This window comes from Streptomyces sp. NPDC091377 (assembly GCF_044757045.1).
GTDB lineage: Bacteria > Actinomycetota > Actinomycetes > Streptomycetales > Streptomycetaceae > Streptomyces.
The window spans coordinates 59,419-83,496 of record NZ_JBIVUE010000003.1; the positions used below are offsets into that span (position 1 = coordinate 59,419).

Annotated in this window: 25 protein-coding genes; 13 read left to right on the forward strand and 12 right to left on the reverse strand. The window is 71.8% G+C overall.

Annotated features, from left to right (window positions below):
- Positions 1-16: 16 nt before the first annotated feature.
- The 3 genes from ACIQNG_RS07960 (at position 17) to hypE (ending at position 2,497) form a co-directional block, all read left to right on the forward strand.
- Positions 17-319: a HypC/HybG/HupF family hydrogenase formation chaperone gene (locus tag ACIQNG_RS07960; protein ID WP_401483165.1), complete on the forward strand. Its 303-nt coding sequence runs from the start codon at positions 17-19 to the stop codon at positions 317-319.
- On the forward strand, positions 316-1,440 hold the full coding sequence (gene hypD, locus ACIQNG_RS07965; protein WP_401483167.1) for a hydrogenase formation protein HypD: 1,125 nt from the start codon (positions 316-318) through the stop codon (positions 1,438-1,440). The genes ACIQNG_RS07960 and hypD overlap by 4 nt, the downstream gene beginning before the upstream one ends.
- Positions 1,441-1,507: 67 nt before the next feature.
- Positions 1,508-2,497, forward strand: coding sequence for a hydrogenase expression/formation protein HypE (gene hypE / locus ACIQNG_RS07970; protein ID WP_401425137.1), 990 nt, complete (start codon positions 1,508-1,510; stop codon positions 2,495-2,497).
- Between the two features lie 36 nt (positions 2,498-2,533).
- On the opposite strand, the gene ACIQNG_RS07975 is transcribed toward hypE, so the two are convergent.
- Entirely contained in the window at positions 2,534-3,409 is an 876-nt protein-coding gene (locus ACIQNG_RS07975) for a PhzF family phenazine biosynthesis protein (protein ID WP_401483169.1), read from the reverse strand.
- Between the two features lie 126 nt (positions 3,410-3,535).
- A complete protein-coding gene (locus ACIQNG_RS07980; protein ID WP_401483171.1) occupies positions 3,536-6,322 on the reverse strand; it encodes a BTAD domain-containing putative transcriptional regulator in 2,787 nt (928 codons plus the stop codon).
- A gap of 191 nt (positions 6,323-6,513) precedes the next feature.
- On the opposite strand from ACIQNG_RS07980, the gene ACIQNG_RS07985 reads away from it, so the two are divergent.
- Positions 6,514-8,142 carry an MFS transporter gene (locus ACIQNG_RS07985; RefSeq protein ID WP_401483173.1) on the forward strand — a complete coding sequence of 543 codons (1,629 nt, stop codon included), beginning with the start codon at positions 6,514-6,516 and terminating at the stop codon, positions 8,140-8,142.
- On the opposite strand, the gene ACIQNG_RS07990 is transcribed toward ACIQNG_RS07985, so the two are convergent.
- Positions 8,139-8,879 carry a TetR/AcrR family transcriptional regulator gene (locus ACIQNG_RS07990; RefSeq protein WP_401483176.1) on the reverse strand — a complete coding sequence of 247 codons (741 nt, stop codon included), beginning with the start codon at positions 8,877-8,879 and terminating at the stop codon, positions 8,139-8,141. The two genes, ACIQNG_RS07985 and ACIQNG_RS07990, sit on opposite strands and share 4 nt — an antisense overlap.
- Before the next feature lie 328 nt (positions 8,880-9,207).
- Here ACIQNG_RS07990 and ACIQNG_RS07995 point away from each other — a divergent pair, with 328 nt between their 5' ends.
- Complete coding sequence (locus ACIQNG_RS07995) at positions 9,208-10,701, forward strand: MFS transporter (protein WP_401483179.1); 1,494 nt, start codon at positions 9,208-9,210, stop codon at positions 10,699-10,701.
- 52 nt (positions 10,702-10,753) lie between these two features.
- On the opposite strand, the gene ACIQNG_RS08000 is transcribed toward ACIQNG_RS07995, so the two are convergent.
- From ACIQNG_RS08000 to ACIQNG_RS08010, 3 genes are all read right to left on the reverse strand, one after another.
- A complete protein-coding gene (locus ACIQNG_RS08000; protein WP_401424438.1) occupies positions 10,754-10,930 on the reverse strand; it encodes a hypothetical protein in 177 nt (58 codons plus the stop codon).
- A 58-nt stretch (positions 10,931-10,988) separates the two neighbouring features.
- Positions 10,989-11,387: an SseB family protein gene (locus ACIQNG_RS08005; protein ID WP_401424437.1), complete on the reverse strand. Its 399-nt coding sequence runs from the start codon at positions 11,385-11,387 to the stop codon at positions 10,989-10,991.
- Positions 11,388-11,574: 187 nt separating this feature from the next.
- Positions 11,575-11,979 carry an STAS domain-containing protein gene (locus ACIQNG_RS08010; protein ID WP_401483181.1) on the reverse strand — a complete coding sequence of 135 codons (405 nt, stop codon included), beginning with the start codon at positions 11,977-11,979 and terminating at the stop codon, positions 11,575-11,577.
- Positions 11,980-12,203: 224 nt separating this feature from the next.
- Between ACIQNG_RS08010 and ACIQNG_RS08015 the strand changes: the two genes are divergently transcribed.
- The gene (locus ACIQNG_RS08015; RefSeq protein WP_401424435.1) at positions 12,204-12,557 is read left to right on the forward strand and encodes a helix-turn-helix transcriptional regulator; all 354 of its coding nucleotides are present in this window, start codon (positions 12,204-12,206) and stop codon (positions 12,555-12,557) included.
- A gap of 181 nt (positions 12,558-12,738) precedes the next feature.
- Positions 12,739-13,542, forward strand: a complete 804-nt coding sequence (locus ACIQNG_RS08020) for a SigB/SigF/SigG family RNA polymerase sigma factor (RefSeq protein WP_401424434.1) — start codon at positions 12,739-12,741, stop codon at positions 13,540-13,542.
- Positions 13,543-13,574: 32 nt separating this feature from the next.
- On the opposite strand, the gene ACIQNG_RS08025 is transcribed toward ACIQNG_RS08020, so the two are convergent.
- Positions 13,575-14,021 (reverse strand): SRPBCC family protein, encoded by a 447-nt coding sequence (locus ACIQNG_RS08025; protein WP_401483182.1) that lies wholly within the window; start codon positions 14,019-14,021, stop codon positions 13,575-13,577.
- 265 nt (positions 14,022-14,286) lie between these two features.
- On the opposite strand from ACIQNG_RS08025, the gene ACIQNG_RS08030 reads away from it, so the two are divergent.
- The 3 genes from ACIQNG_RS08030 (at position 14,287) to ACIQNG_RS08040 (ending at position 15,999) form a co-directional block, all read left to right on the forward strand.
- Positions 14,287-14,613 (forward strand): plasmid stabilization protein, encoded by a 327-nt coding sequence (locus ACIQNG_RS08030; protein ID WP_401424433.1) that lies wholly within the window; start codon positions 14,287-14,289, stop codon positions 14,611-14,613.
- A gap of 17 nt (positions 14,614-14,630) precedes the next feature.
- Complete coding sequence (locus ACIQNG_RS08035) at positions 14,631-14,924, forward strand: hypothetical protein (protein WP_401424432.1); 294 nt, start codon at positions 14,631-14,633, stop codon at positions 14,922-14,924.
- Positions 14,925-15,150: 226 nt separating this feature from the next.
- Positions 15,151-15,999, forward strand: coding sequence for a DUF4097 family beta strand repeat-containing protein (locus ACIQNG_RS08040; RefSeq protein ID WP_401483184.1), 849 nt, complete (start codon positions 15,151-15,153; stop codon positions 15,997-15,999).
- Between the two features lie 62 nt (positions 16,000-16,061).
- Here ACIQNG_RS08040 and ACIQNG_RS08045 read toward each other — a convergent pair whose 3' ends face one another.
- A complete protein-coding gene (locus tag ACIQNG_RS08045; protein WP_401483186.1) occupies positions 16,062-16,574 on the reverse strand; it encodes a hypothetical protein in 513 nt (170 codons plus the stop codon).
- A 242-nt stretch (positions 16,575-16,816) separates the two neighbouring features.
- On the opposite strand from ACIQNG_RS08045, the gene ACIQNG_RS08050 reads away from it, so the two are divergent.
- The 3 genes from ACIQNG_RS08050 to whiG all read left to right on the forward strand — a co-directional run bounded on the left by ACIQNG_RS08050 (position 16,817) and on the right by whiG (position 18,785).
- Positions 16,817-17,065, forward strand: a complete 249-nt coding sequence (locus ACIQNG_RS08050) for a hypothetical protein (protein ID WP_401483187.1) — start codon at positions 16,817-16,819, stop codon at positions 17,063-17,065.
- Positions 17,062-17,637, forward strand: a complete 576-nt coding sequence (locus ACIQNG_RS08055; RefSeq protein ID WP_401424428.1) for an RNA polymerase sigma factor — start codon at positions 17,062-17,064, stop codon at positions 17,635-17,637. Before ACIQNG_RS08050 ends, ACIQNG_RS08055 begins: the two co-directional genes overlap by 4 nt.
- A gap of 293 nt (positions 17,638-17,930) precedes the next feature.
- Complete coding sequence (whiG, locus tag ACIQNG_RS08060; protein WP_401483855.1) at positions 17,931-18,785, forward strand: RNA polymerase sigma factor WhiG; 855 nt, start codon at positions 17,931-17,933, stop codon at positions 18,783-18,785.
- Between the two features lie 319 nt (positions 18,786-19,104).
- On the opposite strand, the gene ACIQNG_RS08065 is transcribed toward whiG, so the two are convergent.
- From ACIQNG_RS08065 to ACIQNG_RS08080, 4 genes are all read right to left on the reverse strand, one after another.
- Entirely contained in the window at positions 19,105-20,283 is a 1,179-nt protein-coding gene (locus ACIQNG_RS08065) for a DUF418 domain-containing protein (protein ID WP_401483189.1), read from the reverse strand.
- A gap of 120 nt (positions 20,284-20,403) precedes the next feature.
- The gene (locus ACIQNG_RS08070; RefSeq protein ID WP_401483191.1) at positions 20,404-20,712 is read right to left on the reverse strand and encodes a zinc-ribbon domain-containing protein; all 309 of its coding nucleotides are present in this window, start codon (positions 20,710-20,712) and stop codon (positions 20,404-20,406) included.
- A gap of 214 nt (positions 20,713-20,926) precedes the next feature.
- The gene (gene katG / locus ACIQNG_RS08075; RefSeq protein WP_401424425.1) at positions 20,927-23,140 is read right to left on the reverse strand and encodes a catalase/peroxidase HPI; all 2,214 of its coding nucleotides are present in this window, start codon (positions 23,138-23,140) and stop codon (positions 20,927-20,929) included.
- Between the two features lie 403 nt (positions 23,141-23,543).
- The gene (locus ACIQNG_RS08080) at positions 23,544-24,071 is read right to left on the reverse strand and encodes an NUDIX hydrolase family protein (protein ID WP_401425129.1); all 528 of its coding nucleotides are present in this window, start codon (positions 24,069-24,071) and stop codon (positions 23,544-23,546) included.
- Positions 24,072-24,078: the final 7 nt, after the last annotated feature.

Here is a 24,078-nt window from a genome sequence, read left to right on the forward strand (position 1 = left end):
CAGCGAGGAGAGGCCCATGTGCCTGGCGGTACCCGGCAGAGTGCTGGACATCGACGTACGCGACGGCACCCGCGTGGCCACCGTCGACTTCGGCGGAGTGGTCAAGGAGGTGTGCCTGGAGTACCTGCCCGACCTCCAGGTCGGCGAGTACGCGATCGTGCACGTGGGCTTCGCCCTCCAGCGGCTGGACGAGGAGTCGGCCCTGAAGACCCTCGCACTCTTCACCGAACTCGGCGTGCTCCAGGAGGAGTTCGCCGATCCCTGGGAAGCGGCGGCGGGCCAGGGCGGTCCGTACGCCGACGAGGAGGCAGGCAAGTGAAGTACATCGACGAGTTCCAGGACCCGGAGCTGGCCCGCCGGCTCCTCGACGACATCCACGCCACCGTCACCCGGCCGTGGGCGCTGATGGAGGTCTGCGGCGGCCAGACCCACTCCATCATCCGGCACGGCATCGACCAACTGCTCCCCGAACAGATCGAGTTGATCCACGGGCCGGGCTGTCCTGTGTGCGTCACCCCGCTGGAGATGATCGACAAGGCCCTGGCGATCGCCTCCCGGCCCGGCGTGATCTTCTGCTCCTTCGGCGACATGCTGCGCGTGCCCGGAACGGGACGCGATCTGTTCCAGGTACGCGCCGCGGGCGGTGACGTACGGGTCGTCTACTCACCGATGGACGCCCTCCGGATCGCCCAGCAGAACCCGGAGCGGGAGGTGGTGTTCTTCGGCATCGGCTTCGAGACCACCGCGCCCCCCAACGCGATGACCGTGCGCCAGGCCCGCAGGCTGGGCATCCGCAACTTCAGCCTGCTGGTCTCCCATGTACGGGTGCCGCCCGCCATCGACGCCATCATGCGCTCACCGGAGTGCCGGGTGCAGGCATTCCTGGCCGCCGGGCACGTCTGTACGGTCATGGGCACCGACGAGTACCCCGAACTGGCCGAACGCCACCGGGTGCCCATCGTCGTCACCGGTTTCGAACCGCTCGACATCCTCGAAGGCGTACGCCGCAGCGTACGGCAGTTGGAGCGAGGCCGGTACGCCGTCGAGAACGCCTACCCGCGGGCCGTGCGCGCCGAGGGCAACCCCGCGGCGCGCACGGTGCTCGCGGAGGTGTTCGAGGTGACGGACCGTCCCTGGCGGGGCATCGGGATGATCCCCGACAGCGGATGGCGGCTGTCCGCCGCGTACCGCGACTTCGACGCCGAGGCCAGATTCTCCGTCGACGGCATGCGCACCCTGGAACCGGCCGAGTGCCGCAGCGGCGAGGTGCTCCAGGGCCTCCTGAAACCCGACGAGTGCGAGATGTTCGGCACCGGCTGCACCCCACGCAGCCCGCTCGGCGCCACCATGGTCTCCAGCGAGGGGGCCTGCGCCGCCTACTACCTCTACCGGCGCCTTGAGACGCGACCGGTGTCCCGGGAGGCGAGCCCCGTTGCCTGAGACCATCGCTCCGGACCTGACGGCCTGGACCTGCCCGGCCCCGCTGCGCGACCAGCCGCATGTGGTCATGGGCCATGGCGGCGGGGGCACCCTCACCGCCGAATTGGTCCAGCACGTCTTCGCCCCCGCCTTCGGCGGCCCGGCCCTCGCCGCCCTCGGCGACTCCGCCGTACTCACCCTCGGCGGCGCCCGGCTCGCCTTCTCCACCGACTCGTTCGTCGTCCGGCCGCTGTTCTTCCCCGGCGGCAGCATCGGCGACCTCGCCGTCAACGGCACCGTCAACGACCTCGCCATGAGCGGCGCCCGCCCCGCCTACCTCTCCTGCGGGTTCATCCTGGAGGAGGGGGTGCCCGTCGAGACCGTCTCCCGGGTCGCGCGGGCGCTGGGCACCGCCGCCCGGGCCGCGGACGTCGAAGTCGTCACCGGCGACACCAAGGTGGTCGAGTCCGGGCACGGCGACGGGATCTTCATCAACACCTCCGGCATCGGTCTGATCCCACCCGGCGTGGACCTGCGCCCCTCCCGGGTGGTCCCCGGCGACGTCGTCATCGTCAGCGGGCCCGTCGGCGAACACGGCGTGGCCATCATGAGCGTGCGTGAGGGCCTGGAGTTCGGCGTCGAGATCGTCAGCGACTGCGCACCGCTGCACGGACTGGTGGCGGCGATGCTCGCCGTCACCCCCGACCTCCACGTCCTGCGCGACCCCACCCGCGGGGGACTGGCGGCCTCGCTCAACGAGATCGCCGCCGACTCCGGCACCGGCGTCGTCCTCTCCGAGCGCGCCGTACCGGTGCCGCCCGCGGTGGCCAACGCCTGCGCGGTGCTGGGCCTCGACCCCTTCTACGTCGCCAACGAGGGCAAGCTGGTCGCGTTCGTCCCCCGCGAGCACGCCGACGCGGTGCTGGCCGCGATGCGGGCCCACCCGCTGGGCGCCGGCGCCACCGTCATCGGCGAGGCGGTCGCGGACCACCCCGGCATGGTGGTGGCCCGTACCGGCCTCGGCGGCACCCGCGTGGTCGACATGCCGCTGGGGGAGCAACTGCCGCGGATCTGCTGAACCCGCCCGCCCCGGAAGCCACCGGCACGCGGCCTGTCAGCCGATACGGGTTCCGGTGCCGCTGACCCGGACGCGCGGGTCACCCGCGCGCAAGGTCACCGTGAGCCGGCCGGGGCGGCCCAGGTCCTCGCCCTGGCGCAGGGTGAGGACGGCGTCCTCGGGGACCAGACCGAGCGCACGGGCGTAGGCACCGAACGCGGCTGCCGCGGCGCCGGTCGCGGGGTCCTCGACGACACCGCCGACGGGGAAGGGGTCACGGACGTGGAAGACGGTGGCCGACTCCCGCCACACCAACTGGACGGTGGTCAGGTCCAGACGGTGCATCAGGGTTTCGAGGCGGGTGAAGTCGTAGGCGAGATCCGCGAGGCGGGCGCGGGTCGCCGCCGCGAGCACGAGATGGCGGGCTCCGGCGAAGGCGATCCGGGGCGGGAAGGCCGGGTCCAGATCGGCGGTCGGCCAGTCGAGCGCGGCCAGCGCCTCCGCGAGGTCGGCGTCGGCGATCTCCTCGATGTGCGGCCGGACACTGGTGAGGGTGGCCCGCACCGTGCCGTCCTCCTCGGTCACCTCGACCGGCACGGTGCCCGCGCGGGTCGCGAACAGCAGCTTCCCGGGGCCCGTCCGCTCGGCGAGCGCGACGGCGGTCGCGATGGTGGCGTGCCCGCAGAACGGCACCTCGGCCCTGGGACTGAAGTAACGGATGCCGTACGCCCGCCCCTCCCGGCCGTCGAGACCCTCCGGGGGCGCGGTCAGGAACGCCGACTCCGAGTACCCCAGTTCGGCGGCGATGGCCAGCATCTCGGTGTCGTCCAGGGCACCGGCGTCCAGGACGACACCGGCGGGGTTCCCGCCCTCGGGCGCGCTGGAGAAGGCGGTGTAGCGCAGCACCTCGGGCCGCGGCGCGTTCGTCGTCATGCCGGTGGCAACGCGGGCCGGGCCCGAGGCTATTCCGGGACGCCCGTCCCGACAGCGCACACCTCCTCGAACGCACCGGGCAGCCGCCGATCCCGCCGACTGACCGTGGCGCGCCGTTCCCCCTCCCTACCGGCGGCCCTTGGCCAGGGCGCGGTTCCGGTGGCGGTCGGCGCTCTCCCGGTCGCCGCGGAGACCGGCGGCCCGCCCCAGCCCGACCTCGGCGTGGATCTCGCCCCGGCCGTAGGCCCGTTCGGCCGCGACGGACCGGGCCCGCTCGTACAGGTCCGTCGCCTGCTGTAGCCGGCCGCGGGTGAGGGCGGTGTCGCCGAGCCGGAGCAGGGTCTCCACGACCTCCGTCCACAGGCCGAGTTCCTCGGCCACCAGGAGCCCTTCCCGGTACAGCCGCTCCGTTCGCCCGGCGTCGCCGTCGCGCTCCGCCACGAGCGCCAGGGAGCGGGTGGCCCGGAGCCGGCCCCAGCCGTCCCCGACCTCGTGGAACAGCGCGGCGCCCAGTTCCGCGCGGGACGCGCCCCGGGCCGGGTCGAGGCCGACCAGTTCGACCAGGGCCGCGGCCTCGCCCCACCGGTCCCCGGCGGCACGCGCACCGGCCAGCGCCGCCTCCAGCAGTCGCCGGGCCGCGTCATGGTCCTCGTGGACGATCCATCCGGTGCCGATGAACCACTGGAGCCGGGCCCGCAGCCTCGCGTCACCGATGCCGGCCGTCGGGTCCGCGCCGGGCGGCAGGGGCGGGGCGCCGGTCGGCGCGGTTCGCAGCTCCAGCCCGGCGAGCCAGGCCCGCGCCGTCAGCCGGGCGGCCGGGGCTGCGGTCGGTGCGGGCCCGGCGTCGGCGCCGAGTGCCGATTGGAAGGATCTGCGGGCCTCGGTGAGCCGGCCGCGCAGGAACCAGTACCACGCCATCGCGTTCACCAGCCGCACCGCGTGTCCGGCGGCCTTCCCGGTGACCGCGAGGTCCAGGGCGCGGCGCAGGTTGTTGGTCTCCGCGTCCAGGCGCTCCAGGCGGCGCCGCTGGTCCGGGCCGCGCAGCAGTCCGTCCTGCCGCTCGGCCAGCTCGGTGTGGCACCGTACGAAGCGCGCGTGGACGGCGGCCGACTCACCCGCCTCCGCGAGGCGTTCGACGCCGTAGGCGGCCACCGATTCGAGCAGCCGGAACCGGCCCGCCTCACGGACCACCAGGGAACGGTCCACCAGCCGGGACAACAGCTCGGACACCCGCTCGGCGGGCAGGTCCGGGTCGGCGCACACCACCTCGGCGGACCTGAGGGTGCAGCCGTCCGCGTGCACCGTCAACCGCCGCAGCACGGCCCGCTCGTCCGCGCTCAGCAACTGCCAGCTCCAGTCGAGCATGCTCCGCAGCGTCCGCTGCCGGGCGGGCAGCCCGCGCACCCGGACCTCCGGGGTGAACCGGCTGTCCAGACGGGCGGCCAGCTCCTGCGGGCTCAGCGTCCGCAGCCGCGGGGCCACGAGTTCCAGCGCGAGCGGAATACCGTCCAGCCGGCGGCAGATCGCGGAGACGGCCGCCGCGTTGTCCTCGTCGAGGACGAAGCCGGGCACCGCGGCCGACGCCCGCCGCACGAACAGCTCCACCGCGCCGGACCGGGCGACCGCTCCCAGGCCGGTACCCTCCGGCAGCTCCAGCGGAGGCACCGGATGCACCACCTCACCGGGGATGTCGAGGGCCTCCTGGCTGGTGACCAGCAGCCGCCCACCGGGCACCGACGCCAGCACGGCCCCGGCGAGCGCGGCCACCTGCTCGATCAGATGCTCACCGTTGTCCAGCAGGATCAGCAGCCGCTTCTCGCTCACCGCCCGGCACAGCCAGCCCACCAGATCCTCCAGGTCCGGCTCCGACGCCGCGGTGTCGCACAGCCCCAGCGTGGTGATGACCCGTTCCGCGATGTCGTCGGCGCTCGACGTGGCGGCCAGTCCGGCCAGTTCGACCAGCCACACCCCGTCGGGGAACCGATCGGCCGGCTCACGTGCCGCGGCCGTCGCCAGCCGGGTCTTCCCGACCCCGCCGAGACCGGTGAGCGTGACCAGCCGGGCCCCCGACTCCGGGCCCAGCAGCGCCCGCACCCGGCCGACCGCCTCACGCCGGCCGATCAACGCGGTCAGCGGGGCGGGCAGATTGGTACGGCACGCCGGTGACTCGACGGTCGGCGGTGCCAGATGCGGCTCCTGACGCAGGATCGCCCCGTGCAGCGCGACGGCGCCCGGCCCCGGTTCCACCCCCAGCTCGTCGTCCAGCTCGCGCCGCAGCTCCTGGAAGCTCCGCAACGCGTCGCCCTGCCGCCCGGCCCGGTACAGCGCGCGCATGTGCGCCATACGCAGACGCTCACGCAGCGGATACCGCGCCACCAGCTCACCCAGCTCCACGGCGAGCGCCGGATGCTCGCCCAGCGTCAGCCGTACCTCGGCCCGGTCCTCCAGCACCGTCAGACGCAGCTCCTCCAGCCGCGCGATCTCCCCCCGGGCGAAGAGGGACTCCGCGACATCGGCGTAGGCCGGGCCCCGCCACAACGCGAGCGCGTCGGCCAGCAGCGCGCCCCGCACCGCCGGCTCCCCGTGGGCGCGGGCCCGTTCGGCGAGGTCCTGGAACCGCAGCGCGTCGACCATGCCGTCCGTCAGCAGCAGCCGGTAGCCCGCGGGCTCGCGGACCACCTGGTCCCGGCCCAGTACGCGGCGCAGTTGGGAGATCTTGGTCTGGAGCGCGTTGACCGACCCGGCCGGCGCGTCACCCGCCCACAGGTCCTCGATCAGCCGGTCCGCCGGTACCGGCCCGCCCCCGTGCACCAGCAGATTCGCCAGCAGAGCACGCACCTTCGCCTCGGGGACCTTGACGGGCAGCCCCGCCGCGTCCCAGACGACCAGCGGGCCCAGCACCCCGTAACGCATCGTCACAGTCTAGGGCCTGCCGTTTGGATCAGCCCGGCTGTAGGACGCGGTGCTGTTCGGTCGGGCAGACCCCGCGACGCCGGGATGATCCGAACGACAGGCCCTCGCTCCGGCGGACCATCAGGAAACCGTGCGCGCAGGTCGGCAGGGTGACGCGGTATGTTCCCGAACTCGAACCGCGGGGGAGTGCGATGAGCGCCCCCACCGTCCGCAGCGCCGGTGCCCGGGAGTGGGGCGGGCTGGCCGTCCTCTCGCTGCCCACCGTGCTGCTCGGCCTCGATGTCACCGTGCTGTACCTCGCCCTCCCCTCGCTGGCCGAGGAACTGCGCCCCAGCAGCACCGAAACCCTGTGGATCATGGATGCCTACGGCTTTCTCATCGCCGGCTTCCTCATCACCATGGGCACGCTCGGTGACCGGATCGGCCGCCGCAAGCTCCTGATGATCGGGGCCGCCGCGTTCGGGGCGGTCTCGGTGGTGGCCGCCTACTCCGACAGCACCGCCCTGCTCATCGCGGCCCGCGCGGCGCTGGGGATCGCCGGAGCCACACTGATGCCGTCCACCCTGGCCCTGATCACCAACATGTTCGCCGCCCCGCGCCAACGCTCCCTGGCGATCGGGGTGTGGGCCACCTGCTTCGCGCTCGGCATGGCCCTCGGACCGGTGGTCGGTGGCGTGATGCTGGACCACTTCTGGTGGGGCTCGGCGTTTCTGCTCGCGGTGCCGGTCGCGCTGGTCCTGCTGGTAACCGCGCCGGTCCTGATCCCCGAGTACCGGGCGCCGCACAGCGGCCGGTTCGACCTGCTCGGCGTCGTCCTGTCGCTGTGCGCGATCCTGCCGCTGATCTACGCGGTGAAGCGAGTCGCCAAGGAAGGCCCCGAAGCCCCCACGCTCCTCGCCGCGGTGGCCGGGCTGCTGTTCGCGGTGCTGTTCGTCCGCCGTCAGGGCAGACTGGCGAACCCCTTGCTGGACCTGCGGCTGTTCACCGACCGGACGTTCAGCGCCGCGCTCGGCGTCCTGCTCGTCGGGCTGGTGGGCGTGGGCGGCACGATGCTGCTCATCACACAGCAACTCCAGCTCGTGGAGGGGCTGACCCCCGTCGAGTCGGGCCTGTGGATGGGGCCGCCCGCGCTGATGATGCTCGTGGCCGCGATCGGGGCGCCGGTGGTCGCGCGCCGGGTGCCACCGGGGATCGTGGTGGCCGCCACCCTCGCGCTGTCCACCCTCGGATACGTCCTGCTCACCCAGGTGGACGCCACGGGCGGCCTCGCCCTGATCGTGAGCGGCTTCGGGCTGGTCTACCTCGGGCTCGGGGCGGTCGCGGCCCTGGGCACGGACCTGGTGGTCGGCGCCGCCCCGCCGGAGAAGGCCGGTTCGGCCTCGGCCATGTCGGAGACCGTGCAGGAACTGGGCCTCGCCCTGGGCGTGGCGGTCCTCGGCAGCCTCGCCACCGCCGTCTACCGCGCCGAAGTCGGCGACGAGATCCCCGCGGGCACCCCGGCCGAGGCGGCCGAAGCGGCGGGCGACAGCCTCGCGGGCGCGTCCTCATGGGCGGACCGGATGCCCGCCGACTGGCTCGACCGGGCCGAGGAGGCGGCCACCTCCGGGCTGAACACCGCGATGCTCGCCGCCGCGATCGGCACCCTGCTCCTCGCGGTCCTCTCCGCGGTCGTACTGCGCCACATCGGCACCATCGACGGCACCGCGCCCGAGAGCGGGGCCGAGAGCGGGGCCGAGGCCGAGCCGGAACCCGGCGTCGGATCCGGACTCGCGGGCCCGACGCCGCCGCCCCGGGACGCCGAAAGACTTGGCCCTAGCTAGACGCCCGCTGCCGGCCGGTCCCCCCGCCCGCCAGGTCGGGGGGTGAGCCGCATGCCGTCGAGGAGGAAGTCCAGGCCGACCCTGAAGGTGGTGTCCCAGTCGTCGTCGGCGATGTAGTTGTGGGCCGCCACGGTCGGGAAGCGGTCCCGCTGATCGCGCAGGTACTCCTGGCCCATCCGGGTCTCCTCGGCGGAGAGCCGCAGGCTGGACTGGGTGGCGGTGGCGCCCATGACGTGGTTGTACAGCGCCCAGGTCGCCGCGTTGAGCCGCTGCTCGCTCACCCCGGCGCGCAGCAGGGCCGCCTGGAGGAACTCCATCCAGGCGAGGAAGTTCGGCCCCAGGAGGGGCCGTTGCCGCGAGGGGACCTCGGTGGCCCAGGGGTGCCGCAGGATCGCCCGACGCCAGCCGTCGACCAGGACGGTGATGTCGTTGCGCGGGTCTTCGGAATGCCGGTCGGGCACCTTCGACTCGCCGAAGATCTCATCGACGGCGAGGTCGACGACGTCGTCCTTGGTCGCCACATGCCAGTAGAGGGTCGTCGCGCCCGCCTGGAGCCGCTCGGCCAGCCGCCGCATCGTCAGCCGGCCCATACCCTCCTCGTCCAGCAGGGCGACAGCCGCGCGGACGATGCGCTCCCGGGTGAGCGGGGGCTCCTGCCCGGCGCCGCGCGCGGGTCTGAGCCACACGTTCCCGACCCTCGCGCCGGACTGACTCTCCTTGGCCACGATGACGGCCACCTCCAGATCCCTTTCGCCCGCCGGTGCGACTCCGCCCGCGGGTGCGACTCGCCCGCCGGTACGACTCCGCCCGCCGGTGCGGACTCGCCCGCCGGTGCGACTCGCCCGCGGGCGCTTCGCCGAGCCCTGTGAGTCTCGCACGACGGGCCCGAAGGCCCCCGCTCCGGCATCGCGCCCCGGAATTTCTTTTTCCCAAAACCCCTGATCAGAGGGGGAGTTGCCGTGCGCGGCGGCACGTTCGGGGCCCCGGCCCCGGGGGTGGGGCTGTAGTAGGGTCTGGCTCGCACTAGACCAACGTTCGAGTCCCTCGACCAATGTGTGAGTGATCGTGACAGATACCTGGCAGGAAGCCCCCGCGTCACCGGCGCGGCCCTCGACACGCTGGTGGGCACTGGCCGTCATCAGCCTCGCCCAGCTGATGGTCGTGCTGGACGCGACCATCGTGAACATCGCTCTTCCCTCGGTTCAGCAAGAACTCGCCATGACGGACACCGACCGGCACTGGGTGATCACGGCCTACGCCCTCGCCTTCGGTGGGCTGCTCCTCCTCGGCGGGCGGGTCAGCAGCGCGCTGAGTCACCGCCGTTCCTTCGTCATCGGCCTGACCGGCTTCGCACTCGCCTCGGGCCTCGGGGGTGCCGCCGATCATGCGGGCGTCCTGTTCGCCGCGCGGGTCGGACAGGGCCTCTTCGCGGCGCTGCTGGCACCGGCCGCACTGTCCTTGCTGATCCTGACCTTCACCGACCCCAGGGAACGCGCGAAGGCGTTCGGGGTCTTCGCCGGTGTCGGCGCGGGCGGCGCGGCGTTCGGTGTCGTGGCCGGCGGGCTGCTCACCGAGTACGCCGACTGGCGCTGGTGCCTGTACATCAACGTCCCCATGGCCCTGGCCGCCCTGGCCGGAGCGCCGTACCTGCTGCGCGACCGCCCCACCGGGGAGCTGCGCCGGCTCGACATACCCGGCGTGCTGCTGAGCGCCGCGGGCCTGGTCGCACTGGTCTACGGCTTCTCCCAGGCCGAACCCCACGGCTGGGGCGACCCGAAGGTACTGGCCCTGCTGACCGCCGGAGTGCTGCTGCTCCTGCTGTTCGTGCTGGTGGAGGCCAGATCCCCGAAGCCGCTGCTGCCGCTGCACATCGTCGCGCACCGGACGCGGAGTGTGGCCTTCCTGTCCGTGTGCGTGATGTTCGTGGCGATGTTCGGGTTCTACCTCTTCGTCAGCTACTACACACAGACGATCCTCGGCTACTCACCGGTCGAGGCGGGTATGACCCTGCTCGTCAACGCCGTCAGCACGACCATCGGCGCCCTGCTGATCGCTGGAAGACTCCAGCGGCGGCTCGCCCCGGACGTTCTGATCGCGGGCAGCCTCGCGTGCGCCGCCCTCGGCACCCTGGTCCTCACCCGGCTCGACGTGGACAGCACCGATGTGTTCGTGGTCTATCTGACGCCGTCCATGATGCTCACCGGTATCGGCCTGGGCTGTCTGCTCGCGGTGGCCACGAACCGGGCGACCGCCGAACTCGACCACGCCGAGGCCGGAATCGCCTCCGCGGCCTACAACACCGTGCAGCAGGTGGGCGCCGCCTTCGGTACGGCGCTGCTGAACTCCATCGCCACCAGTGTCACCACCGCGTATCTCGCCGAGCGCGGGAATCGCCCCGAGAGCGTCCCCGCCGCCACGGTGCACGGATACACGGTGGCCCTGTGGGTGGCCTTCGGGGTCCTGATCGGCGCCGCCGCACTCGTCGCACTCCTCGCACTCCTCGCCGGGAGGGGCGGGAGGGGCCGGACGGGCCGGACGGGCCGGATGCCGGTGAACTGACCGGGCCGAGGCCGGTGGTCGGACCGGCCGCGTCAAGGGGCGCGGTCGGCCGTCAGTCCTCGCCCCGCACGATGTACGAGTCCTCCGCCGGGGGCTTCTGCCCGGTGTCGCCGTCGAAAGTGGCCCGGACGCAGGTGCGGATGGGCTGCTCGCGCAGGCGGCGGGACCGGGCCCAGCCCGTCTCGGCGCGAGGGGCGGCGGATGTCGTCCGCCCGGGTTTCGTCAACACGTCGATCCCTCTTCTCCTTCTCTCCTTCTTCTCTTCCCTCTTCTCTTCCCTGACGTGGTCAGTCGTCGCCCCGGTCCAGCAAGGACTTGACTCCATGGGCCGTCAGCGCCAATTGCTCGGGGGTACCGGCGTCGATGACCAGGGACAGGGTGTCGGAGGGCCAGTCGTGGGCGAGGGCGCCGAGGCTCACCGTGTGATGCCGGTGAATCTGGGGGAGCGCCTGCTCCATGCGGTCGTGGCTGGTGAAGACCGGGACCAGTTCGGTGCCGTCCGTCTGCTCGAACACGGGAAGGGTCAGCGCCGTGGGCGGCGGCCCTTCCGCGTCGGTCGTCGCCGGGACCAGCACATCGCTGTGGGCCAGGGTGCTCAGCGCCGTGCCGTCCGCACCCTTCTCGGCGACTGTGCGCAGCGCCTGCTGGGCCGCCGAGGCGCCGTATTCGAACTGGGGGTCGGACATGGTGCGTCCCCTCGTCGTGTCGGATCGGATCTGTGTCTTTGCCGGTCTGTCTTCCTACCGGTCGCTCTGCCGCCGACGTCCACGCCGGTCGGACCCTCCGAGTACCCGATGGCTCCCTGTTCATTCGGGAACCGGCTGACCTGGCAGATCCAGCCGAACCGGCGGATACGGCAGATCCGGCAGGCCCCTAACGCGCGCCGGCCAGCTCCTCGCGCGGCGGTGCGAACAGGATGTGGGTGCCGGTGAGGACGAGCAGGCGGCGGGCCACCGGGGTGGCGGCGACCACGGTGACGGCCTTGCCCTCCGCCCGGGCGCGTCCGCGCGCCGCCAGCAGGACATTGAGCACCGAGCAGTCCCAGAAGGTCAGCCCGCCGAGGTCCAGATCCACCCGGCGGACCGGCGCGTCGAGGGCGGTGCGCAGTACGCGGGCGAGCGACTCGGTGTCGTCCAGGCAGAGCGCACCGGAGATCCGTACGACCACACGGTCGTCCTCGTGACGGACGGCGAATCTGCGGGCGACGGCGGTACGACCTTCCGGCTGGGTGGCGGCACGGAGGGGTTCGGGCCCGGCCGCCTCTCCCTGGCTCCCCATGTGTGCCTTTCCCTGGTTGCCGGGATGTTCCCGCTCCCCCAGACTCGCCGACTCCCCATGACCCGTCAAGAGATACCGGAATCATGATTCGCCTTTCGGGCGCGACCGAACCGGGTGCGACCGAACCGGGTGCGACCGAACCGGGCTCGGGCTCGCCGTGGCCGGACGCGCCCCGCGCGAGGTGCTCTTTGAGCCCGTGAACACCTCGGCCGTAGGATCTGGTCATGGCGGATATCGACGGCGTACCCGGGTCGCACAGCGGCTGGACCTTCCTCACCAGCCATGCTCGGGTCCTGGCCACGATCGCCGACAACCGTCACGCGCGCATCCGTGACATCGCGGCGCGCTGCCGGCTCACCGAACGGGCGGTGCAGAAGATCATCGCCGACCTGGAACGGGACGGCTATCTCTCCCACACCCGCCAGGGCCGCACCAACGCCTACGAGATCGACCCCAGCAGGATCCTGCGGCATCCCGCCGAGGCCGGACTGACGGTCGCCTCCCTGCTGGCGCTGCTGGTCCGCGACGAGGCGGAACGGCAGGAGGCCACCGCCCGGAAGGCCCGGCCCGAGGGCTGACGGCGTACACCCGGTAGTCGACCGACTGCGATTGCGACCGTGACGGTGCGGGTGCGGGTGCGGTGGAACGCCCGGTTTGCGATCGTGGAGGAGGGCAGGCACAGCGCCGGCGTGAACCGGTCCTCCGTACGACCGGTCCTCCGTATGTATGTGTGAACCGATCACCGGAGCTCTGATCTCTGTGACGAGCGCGAACCGTGTACGACACCACCCCCGTCCCCGCTCCCACCGCGCCCACCACGACGCTCCCGACACCGCCACCGAGCAGCGTGATCTGACCGTCCTTCCCGAGGGGCCGGAGCGTGACCGGCTGCGCGAGGAGGTGGTCCGCGCGTGGCTGCCGATGGCCCACCGCATCGCCGGCCGCTACCGCGACCGGGGCGAGTCCCTGGACGATCTGCGCCAGGTCGCGGCGGTCGGACTGGTCAAGGCCGTCGACGGATACGACCCGGGGCGCGGCGCGTTCGAGAGCTACGCCGTCCCGACGATCACCGGGGAGGTGCGCCGGCACTTCCGCGATCACACCTGGACGGTGCGGGTGCCGCGCCGGACCCAGGATCTACGCGGGCGGGTACGGGGGGTGCACCAGGAACTGTCCCAGTCCGGACACGAGCCGTCGGAGGGCGAGATCGCCGAGCGCACCGGCCTGGACACGGACGACGTACGGGAGGGGCTGTCCGCCCTGCACGCCTACTCGGCGCTGTCCCTGGACGCCGACCTGACCCTGGGGGAGGCCGGCGAGACCACGCTGGCGGACACCTTGGGCGGACGCGACCCGGACCTGGACAAGATCCTCGACCGTGAGGCCGTCAAGCCGCTGCTGGCCGAACTGCCCGAGCGGGAGCAGCGGTTGCTGTATCTGCGGTACTTCCAGGGCTTCACCCAGACCCGGATCGCGGAGGAGTTCGGCGTGTCGCAGATGCATGTGTCGCGCTTGCTCAGCACGACCTGCACACGGCTACGGGAACGCCTCTCGGCGGGGTGAGAGACGGACCCGGCCCGGCTCAGGCCGAGGGCTCAGGCCGACGCCACCCCGCGCTCCTCCGCGAACGCCTCCTCCATGTACGCCTTGAACCGTCCCAGGTCGCCCCTGATCTGGCGGCGGACGAGCCCGAGCCGGTCGGCGACGATGTCGGTGACCCGCCCCGGGTCGTGATCCATCTGGACCATGACCTCGGTGTGGGTGTCGTCCACGCGATGGAAGGTGACCACACCCGACTGACGCACATCCCCGCGTACGGTCCTCCAGGCGATCCGGTCGTCGGGGCGCCGGTCGGTGACCTTCGCCTCGAACTCCCGGCGCACCCCGCCGAACTCCGTCACCCAGTACGTCAGCGCCGGGCTGTGCCGCTCGATGTGCCGTACCCCGTCCATGAACCGGGGGAAGTCCTCGAACCGCGCCCACTGGGCGTAGGCGGAGGTGAGGGGGACGGCGACCTCGACGGACTCCTCGATGCTCGACACGCTGTGCTCCTCTCCGTCGTGCGGCTGCGCTCCCGTGCCCGGAACGTGTCCGGGGTGTCCCGTTGCCGGGCCGTCGTGGCAGCCGGGTACCCGTCCGGCCCGGCTCCACACGGGTGGTGTCCGCAGGTGTGGGCGGGCGGAGCGCGGGGCACCCGCCGGGGTGACCGGCGGCCCGACCGGTCCCCCAGGGCTTGCGGCCCGTACGGGGGACCTCTCCCTAAGGGGGAGACGACGGGCCACGCGACAGAAGCAGGAGGCGCCCGTCATGCCCCGAGGATCCAGCCCCAAGCGAGAGCGTCAGTACGAGCACATCAGGGACTCCGCGGAGGAACGCGGCGAGTCACCGGGCCGGGCGCGGGAGATCGCCGCCCGCACGGTGAACAAGGAACGGGCCCGCTCCGGCGAGTCCAGGACCGCGAGCCGGACCTCGCTCCGCGACCCGAAGTCCGCGTCCCAGCGCGGCGGTCAGCGTTCCCACAGCGGCGCTCAGGGGCCGACCAGGGACCAGCTCTACGAAGAGGCCAGGAAGCGCAACATCGAGGGCCGGTCCAGCATGAACAAGCAGCAGCTGAAGCGCGCACTCGGACGCTGACCAGGGGAGGGGAGACCATGAGCGAGCGAGACACGGGACGTAGCGGGGCCGCCCGCCCGCCGGTACCGCGTGACCCGCCGGACCAGCAGGCCACCGGCGAGGAAGACCCGCTGGAGATCGTCGTACCGGACAGCCAGAAGAGGTCCGACGGACAGAAGGGGCCGGACGGACAGCAGAAGTCCGACGGACACGAGGCCGAGGAGGACGAGGGGCTGCCGGACACCGACGAGGCGGGCTCGGGGCCGAAGGGGCGCGCGCCGAAAGGCACGGTGCACCCCGAGCACCCGACACCGCAGGAGCCGGCTGACTGAACGCGGGCTTTCGGCCGGACCAACCGGAACCGAGCCGACGGGACCGAGCTGACCGGACCGAGCCCGACCGGAACCGAGTCGGCCGGAACCGAGCCGACCGGAACTGACCGGTGCACGGCTCGGATTGGCATCGCTTGAGCCGGCGTTCCAGCTGCGCCATACTGGCGCCACTCCGGGGTCCGTGTGCGGGTGTCGGTGTCCGGCGGCCCCGTGAGAAAGTACAGCCATGCCTGCATTCGACACTCCTGGACCGATCTCCGTCACGATCGACATCGGAGGTGTCGGTGATCTGCTGATCACCGCCGAGGACCGTACCGACACCGTCGTCCAGGTACGGCCGACGGACGAGAACGACGCCTCGGACGTCAAGGTCGCGGAGCAGGCGAGCGTCCAGTTCACCGACGGCGTGCTGGTGATCAGGACACCGAAGCCCCGGCCGCTCGGCTTCTCCAAGAAGAGCCAGTCGGTGGACGTGTCGATCGTGCTGCCCACGGGCTCACGGCTGCGGGGCGAGTCGGCGGTGGGTGATCTGCGCGGCTCCGGACGGCTCGGTGAGTGCGCGTACAAGACGGCGACCGGGCACGTCCAGCTCGATCACGTCGAAGCGCTGCGGGTGCGGACCTCGGCCGGTCATGTCACCGTGGGCCGGGTCGACGGCGACGCCGAGATCTCCACCTCCACCGGGCGGATCCGCGCCGGGGAGATCGGCGGCTCGGTCACCGTCAAGAACTCCAACGGCAACACGGACCTCGGCAGGGTCGCGGGCGACATCCAGGTCCGCTGCTCCAACGGTGACATCACCGTGCGGCACGCCCACGGTGCCAGGACCGAGGCCGAGACCGCCAACGGCAGCATCCGCCTCGGCGAGGTCACCAGTGCGACGGTCGTGCTCAAGACCGCGACCGGGGACCTGGAACTCGGCATCGGCGCGGGCCTTCCCGCGAAGCTCAGTCTGAGCACGGGATTCGGCCGGGTGCACAACATGCTGGAGAGCACCGCCGAGTCGGCCGAGAAGTCCGTCGCGGTACGGGGCGAGACCTCGTTCGGAGACATCACGGTCCACCGCGCGTCCTGAACCCCAAAAACGCAGTATTGAGGGATTCGGGGACCCGGACCCCGTGACGCGGCGGGCTGTCGCTACTGCACCCAGCCGTCGAAGCTCTGCCTGCCGCGCGAGGTCCGCTTGCTGTTGGCCAGCGCCGCGGCGGAGGCCCGGACCATCCAGGCGTTGACGGAGATGCCCTGCCGGGCCGCCGCCTCCTCGATCTGGTCCTTCATCTCCTGCGGCGGCCGGAAATTGATCCGGGCCGTGGCGCCGCTCATGGCGCCACCGCCCGCACCGCTCGACCAGGCGCTCACCGCGTCCCCGGTCGCCTCCACCGTGTCCCCGGCCGGCCCCGCGTCACCGGTGGGCGGCGTCACGACGAAGCTGGGCTCCATCCCCCGCAGACGCAGATCGACCGAGCCGGGTGCCAGGTCACGGGTGATTTCGTCGGCGGCGGCCGACAGAACGTTGAGCAACGTGAGCCGGACGGCCGACTCCAGGGGAGCCAGGAGCCGTTCGGCGGCGGCGCGGGTGTCGGCGTCTCCGGCCGCGGACGCGGCGACAAGCTCCTCACGCAGGGCGTCGACGTAGCCTCGTAGTTCCATGTGGCCATCATGGCACGCGATGCGCGCCGCTCGGCACCTGCCCGGCGCTGCACCGCACCGCCGGTGGTGCGCTGTGGCGCCACCCGGGTGCCAGACCGATGCGGTCAGGAGCCCGTCGGCCGTGCGGTGCCGTATGACCCTGCCCGGGAAACGTACGCGGACGCGTGACGCTGTTCCGGGTCCGCCCGCCCGCGGCACCGACGCCTGCTAAACACTTCCCGTGAGTCGGGAGATGTACAGGCATGAAAGCCATCGCAACCCTGCTGCAAGGGTGGGTAGTTGACGGGGCGGCCCTGGTGCCGTTCCTCGTCCCGTGGTCGGCCTGCTGTGTTCCGGTCCTGTGGGGGGTGCTGAGACTGCTGGCGGAGCGCTCACGCCGTAAGACCCTGCTGGCGGTCGTCACCCGGGCCCCGCACGGCACCGTCGTGGCCCAGGAGGGTGGCATCGGCGGGCCGAGGATGCGGATCGAGGTCGGGGGAGAGGGGGAATGACGTCCCGCATCCCGGCGCGGCACTGGGGCGAGATCGAGGATCTCTATCTCCGGTGCCGAGACGACCTGCTCAACTACGCGACCCGGCTCCTGGGCGGTGAGCGCCACGCGGCGCACGATCTGGTGCAGGACACCTTCAAGGACGCCGCCCTGCGCTGGGAGACCATCGGCCCCCGCGGCAAGAGCGGACAGCGCGCCTGGCTGTACGCGGTGGTGCGCAACAAAGTGTTCGACCAGTGGGGCTCGGCGCGGCGGCGCTCCACCACGGACCTGGAGACAACCCTGCCGGCGGCCGATCTGGACACCCCGAGGACCGCGGTCTCCAATCTGCTGCTGCGCAGATGCTGGAAGGTCATCGACGGCATGCCCTGCGCCCAGCGACGGGTAGCACTCTTGAAATGGCAGGGCGAGTGGACCAACCGTGAGATCAGCGGGCATCTGGGCCTCGCGGACAGCACGGTCCGTGTCCATCTGCGCAACGCGCGCCACCGGTTGGCCGCGGAACTGGGGGACGAGGTCGTCTTCCCGTCCGAGTGGACGGACCGGGGTCCGGGAGAGGAGGCAGCGGGATGAACCAGGATCAGGAACAGCCGGAGACACCCGGGTTCCCTTCGCCGTCCCCGGCGCCGGTACGCGCCGACGATCTGGTACGACGGCTCGACCAACTGACGGATGAACCCGTCACCGCACTGACGGCACCCACGAGATCCACCGCACCCACCACGGTCGAGGGCCTGCGCGAACTGCGCGCCTGGATGACCGAGGAAGCGCCCGCCCCGAGCGAGCGACGCGAGAACCTGACGAGCACGGCCGTCTCCGCCGTGGCCCGCTCCACACGGCTGGCCACCGCCGGAGGAGCCGACGACGTGTCGTCCGTACGGTCCCACCGCGCCGTCGGTGTCGCGGAGCCGTCCCCGCCCCGCGTCGGCAAACAGGGCGCCCATCGCCCACCCGTGCCCTCGACGCTGGACGAGTTGTGGCGCTCGTACCGGGCGACGGGCGACAAGCGGCTGCGGGAACAGCTGATCCTGCACTACTCCCCGCTGGTGAAATACGTGGCCGGGCGCGTGGCCGTCGGCCTGCCGGCCGATGTGGAGCAGGCGGACTTCGTGTCCTCGGGGGTGCTCGGGCTGATCGACGCGATCGAGAGGTTCGACGTGGACCGGGAGATCAGGTTCGAGACGTACGCGATCACACGGATCCGCGGGGCGATGATCGACGAGTTGCGGGCGCTGGACTGGATCCCCCGGTCGGTACGGCAGAAGGCGCGGAACGTGGAGCGGGCGTACGCGACCCTGGAGACACGGCTGCGGCGCACCCCGACCGACCCCGAGATGGCACAGGAACTGGGTATCGAGGTGGCGGAACTGCACGCCCTGTTCGGGCAGTTGTCGCTGGCGAACGTGGTCGCGCTGGAGGATCTGCTCCGGGTGGGGGGTGAGGAGGACGACGACCGGCTGGGTCTGGAGGACACGCTGGGGGACACGGCCGCCGACGATCCGGTGGCGGTGGCGGAGGACCATGAACTGCGGCGATTCCTGGCCTGGGCGATCAACGCACTCCCCGAACGGGAGAAGACGGTCGTGACCCTCTACTACTACGAAGGGCTCACCCTCGCCGAGATCGGCCATGCGCTCGGCACCACCGAGTCCCAGGCCGCCCGGGTCCACACCCAGGCCGTGATGCGCCTGCGCGGCAAACTCGCCGCACTCCGGGGGTGACCCACCGCACCGCACCGCGCCACCGATAGCCGGGGGGCGGGAGCCGGGGGCCGAGGCCGGGGGTCGGGTGCGAGGGAGCCGGGGCCGGGAGCCGGGGGTCGGGTGCGAGGGAGCCGGGGCCGGGAGCCGGGGGTCAGGTGCGAGGGAGCCGGGGCCGGGAGCCGAAAGCCGGGGGCGGTGCGAGGGAGCTGAGGGCCGGGAGCCGAAAGCCGGGGGCCGGGGGCCGAAAGCCCCTGACCCCCAGCCGGCCCCTCGGCCCCCACGGTCCCCAACCCCCAACCCCAACCCCCAACCCCAACCCCAACCCCCAACCCAACTCTCAGCGCCGCAACGCCCACCGCTGCACAGACTCCAGCGGCCCGTGCGAGAAGCGGCGCAGCCACCCCGTGGCGAAGGCGACCAGCACCGCGCAGATCACGGCCCACAGCCCCATCACCCACCACGGCCCGTTCTCCCCGTACCGCTCGGCCAGGCCGAGGCCGATGCCGTAGCAGGCCAGCATGGCCAGCACGTTCTGGAGCACGTAGCAGGTCAGCGCGGTACGTCCGACCGCGCTCAGCGCGCTCACCGCCGGCGCGGGCAGCCAGGCGCGGTCCAGCAGCACACCGACGAGCCCGAGATAGCCGAGGGCCACGACGGGCGCGGCCACATAGCGGGCCAGGAAGAAGAAGTCCTCGCCGGCCAGGGCGACGGTCGCGTTGAAGGGCAGCCCGATCCCCAGGCCCCAGCACGCCAGCCGGGCGCGCAGCACACGTCCCCGGTCGGTCGCGGCGAACACTCCGGCCCGGTACAGCCGCACGCCCAGCAGGAACAGGAACAGCAGCAGGCCGAAGGAGATCACCGGCTCCATGCGCAGCGCGAGCGCGTTGTCCAGCCGGAAGGCGATCTGGTCGAACCAGCTCCCCTCGGCGTACACCCGCTCCGCCCGCTCCGCCCCGGGGCCCGGCTCCGCCGGGGAACGCTCTGCCAGCAGGGCCACGGTGATCAGCGCCATCAACGCCGTGTGCAGCCCCACCGACGTCCACATGATCACCCGGCGGCGGCGCTCGGAGCGCACCAGCAGCCGGGCGGCGAGCAGTGCGGTGAGCGCGTACCCCATCAGCACGTCGAAGCCGAAGACCAGCACGAAGTGCACGGTTCCCTCGGCGAACAGGAACAGCGCCCGGGGCCGGTAGCCGCGCGGCCAGTCGGTTCCGCGCCGCCGCGCCGAGTCGTACTGGATGGCCAGGCCGACCCCGAACAGCATGGTCAGCATCGCCAGGAACTTGCCGTCCGCGAGGAACCGGAAGACCGCCTCGGCAGGCTCCTCCAGCGGATCGGCCTGGGGCATGCCCTGGAGGAACGCCCACTCCGAGCCGGGCGAGGCGAAGATCCACACGTTCGTCATGAGCGTGCCGAGGATCGCCACGCCTCGCAGTACGTCGAGGACGGGCAGTCGGCCCCGGGGAGCCTGGAGATCGGTCGGGGCGGCCCTGGCCACCCGCGTGTTCTCGGACATGACACCAGCGTCTCGGGTGTCCGGGCCGTCCTCTTCCTGCCCATGGACGAATCAGGACTGCATCCTTCGATGCAGCCCGCGCACCGGAAGCCGGCCCGCGGGCAGGAGATCAGTCTCCGCTCAGGAGCCGTAGGGCTGCTGCCGCGCCTGTCCGTCCATCTGGCCACCCACCTGTCCGCCGGGGCCGCCGCCCGCCGCGGACTGTGCCTCCAGCCGATCGGCCTGCTCCTTGGTCACCTTCTGCTCGGCGCCGCAGAACGTGCACTGCGTCATGTACTTCGTGGAGACGGGGAAGAGCGGGACGAAGAACAGGGAGAACTTGGTGACCCGCTTCCTCAGCGTGTGCGCCGCCGGATTTCCGCAGCTTCCGCAGACCAGCGTGAGGATCGCCAGCTGGTAGAGGTATCCCTTGGTACCGAAGATGATCATGCTGGACCTTTCCTGTGCCGGTGTCTGCCCGTACAACTCCCGGGACGGGGTCGGCCGTTCCCGGAAACGGGGCTCGGAATGAGGACCGGGCCGACCCGAACGGGCCGACCCGGACTCGAATGCCAGAGCGATCACACGAGATTCACTCGGATCTCATCAGCCTGCCGCTCCCTGCCGATCCGATGCGATCCGAGGCGAGCTGAGCGGTCGCTGATCAGGCCAGATCGAAGCGGTCCAGGTCCATGACCTTGGCCCACGCGGCGACGAAGTCCTTCACGAACTTCTCCTTGGCGTCGTCGCTCGCGTACACCTCCGCGAGGGCCCGCAGCTCGGAGTTGGAGCCGAAGACCAGGTCGGCACGGGTGCCGGTCCACTTGACCGCGCCGGAGGCGGCACGGCCCTCGAACGTGGTCTGGTCCTCGGACGTGGACTTCCAGGTGGTGTCCAGGTCGAGCAGGTTGACGAAGAAGTCGTTCGTCAGCGTGCCCGGCCGCTCGGTGAGCGCACCGTGCTTCGAGCCGCCCTGGTTGGCGCCCAGCACCCGCAGACCGCCGACCAGCACGGTCGTCTCGGGGGCGCTCAGCGTGAGCAGGTTCGCCCGGTCCAGCAGCAGGTACTCGGCCGGCAGGCGGTTGCCCTTGCCGACGTAGTTGCGGAAGCCGTCGTACGCCGGCTCCAGCGCGGCGAACGACTCGGCGTCGGTGTGCTCGTCGGTGGCGTCGACACGGCCCGGGGAGAACGGCACCTCGATCTCCACGCCGCCGTCCTTGGCCGCCTTCTCCACGGCCGCGCTGCCGCCGAGGACGATGAGGTCGGCGAGGGAGACCTTCTTGGCGCCGGAGTTGAACTCGCTCTGCACGGACTCCAGGACGCGCAGCACCTGGGCCAGCTCGTCGGGGTCGTTGACCGCCCAGCCGCGCTGCGGCTCCAGACGGATCCGGGCACCGTTGGCGCCACCGCGCTTGTCGCTGCCGCGGAAGGTGGAGGCCGCGCCCCAGGCGGCCTTGACCAGCTGCGACACGGTCAGGTCCGAGGCGAGGATCTTGGCCTTGAGCGCCGCGACGTCGGCGGTGTCCAGCGGCTGGCCCTCGGCCTCGGGCAGCGGGTCCTGCCACAGCAGGGTCTCGGCGGGGACCTCCGGGCCGAGGTACAGCGACTTCGGGCCCATGTCACGGTGGGTCAGCTTGTACCAGGCGCGGGCGAACGCGTCGGCGAACTCCGCCGGGTTCTCGTAGAACCGGCGGGAGATCGGCTCGTAGATCGGGTCGAACTTCAGCGACAGGTCGGTGGTGAGCATCGTCGGGCGGTGCTTCTTGTCGGCGTCGAACGCGTCCGGGACGATCTCCGGGGCGTCCTTGGCCACCCACTGGTTCGCGCCGGCCGGGCTCTTCGACAGCTCGTACTCGTACTCGAAGAGGTTCTTGAAGAAGCCGTTGCTCCACCGTGTCGGGGTGGTGGTCCAGGTGACCTCCAGACCCGAGGTGATGGCGTCCTTGCCGACGCCCGTGCCGTACGTGCTCCGCCAGCCGAGGCCGAGCTGCTCCATCGGGGCGTCCTCGGGGTCGGCGCCGACGTTGTCCGCCGGGCCCGCGCCGTGGGTCTTGCCGAAGGTGTGGCCACCGGCGATCAGCGCGACGGTCTCCTCGTCGTTCATCGCCATCCGGCGGAACGTCTCGCGGATGTCGCGGGCCGCGGCGATCGGGTCCGGGTTGCCGTTGGGGCCCTCCGGGTTGACGTAGATCAGGCCCATCTGGACCGCGCCGAGCGGGTTCTCCAGCTCACGGTCGCCGGTGTAGCGCTCGTCACCGAGCCAGGTGGTCTCGGGGCCCCAGTAGACGTCCTCCTCCGCCTCCCACACGTCCTCGCGGCCACCGCCGAAGCCGAAGGTCTCGAAGCCCATCGTCTCCAGCGCCACATTGCCGGTGAGGACCATCAGGTCGGCCCAGGAGAGGGACTGGCCGTACTTCTTCTTGACCGGCCACAGCAGTCGGCGGGCCTTGTCCAGGCTCGCGTTGTCCGGCCAGCTGTTCAGCGGGGCGAAACGCTGCTGACCGGCGCCCGCGCCCCCGCGGCCGTCGCTGATGCGGTAGGTGCCCGCGCTGTGCCACGCCATACGGATCATCAGCGGGCCGTAGTTGCCGAAGTCGGCGGGCCACCAGTCCTGGGACGTCGTCAGCACCTCGGCGATGTCCTGTTTCACGGCCGCGAGGTCGAGTGACGCGAAGGCCGCCGCGTAGTCGAACTCCTCGCCCAGCGGGTTCGTCACGGGCTGGTTCTTGGCAAGGATCTTCAGATTGAGCCGCTCCGGCCACCACTGGCGGTTGCCACCGCCCTGCGTCGGGTGCGCGGCACGCCCGTGGGCGACGGGGCAGCCCTCGGTGCCCTCCGCCTTCGGGTCGGTGACGATCGCATCGGGGTTCTCAGCCATGGGAATCCTTCCGAACGTGCTTGGTCGGTGCTCAGGAAATGCGGAGGGGAGGGGCCGGATCAACACCTCGGCCGACACCGGCCGAGGGCTGGGCTGCGGTCACGACGCCAACCTATCCGCTCGAACGTGAGGGGTTCAAGAAAAGAAGTCGTTCGAGCTTTGTACGTTGTCCAGAAAATCTTGGTCAGATGATCTACATATCAGGTCTGACCTGCGGTGATTCTCACTCCCGAGCAATGTGTGGTTCGTTGACTTCTGTACCTTTCGGGAGGTTTTGCCACCCCTTGTGTGCCGGGGCGGCGGGGAGGGCGGCAGCCGGTGGGCGCGGTCGTCCGGAGGGGAAGGGCGGAGAGGAAGGGGGAGGGGAGGGGGGGAGGCGGAGGGGAAGGGGGACGGCCGGGGCTCAGAGGCCGACGCCCACGTGCGCGAGCGCTTGCCGTAGCAGCGCGCTGTGCCCGCCAGGCATCTCGCTGTGCACGGCCTCCGAGGCGGCCTCCCGCGGGCTGAACCACACCAGGTCCAGCGCGTCCTGCCGCGGCCGGCAGTCACCCGTGACCGGGACGACGTACGCCAGGGAGACGGCGTGCTGGCGCGGGTCGTGGTACGGGGTGACGCCCACGGTCGGGAAGTACTCCGCGACCGTGAACGGCTGGAGCGCGGTGGGGATGCGGGGCAGGGCCACCGGGCCGAGGTCCTTCTCCAGATGGCGCACCAGGGCGTCCCGCACCCGCTCGTGCAGCAGCACCCGGCCGGACACCAGGGTCCGGCTGACCGTGCCGTCCGGGCCGATGCGCAGCAGCAGGCCGATGCTGACGACCTCGCCGCTGTCGTCCACCCGCACCGGCACCGCCTCGACGTACAGGATCGGCATCTGGGCGCGGGCCAGTTCCAGCTCGTCGGGGCTCAGCCAGCCGGGCGTGGTCTCGGTCATATCAGAC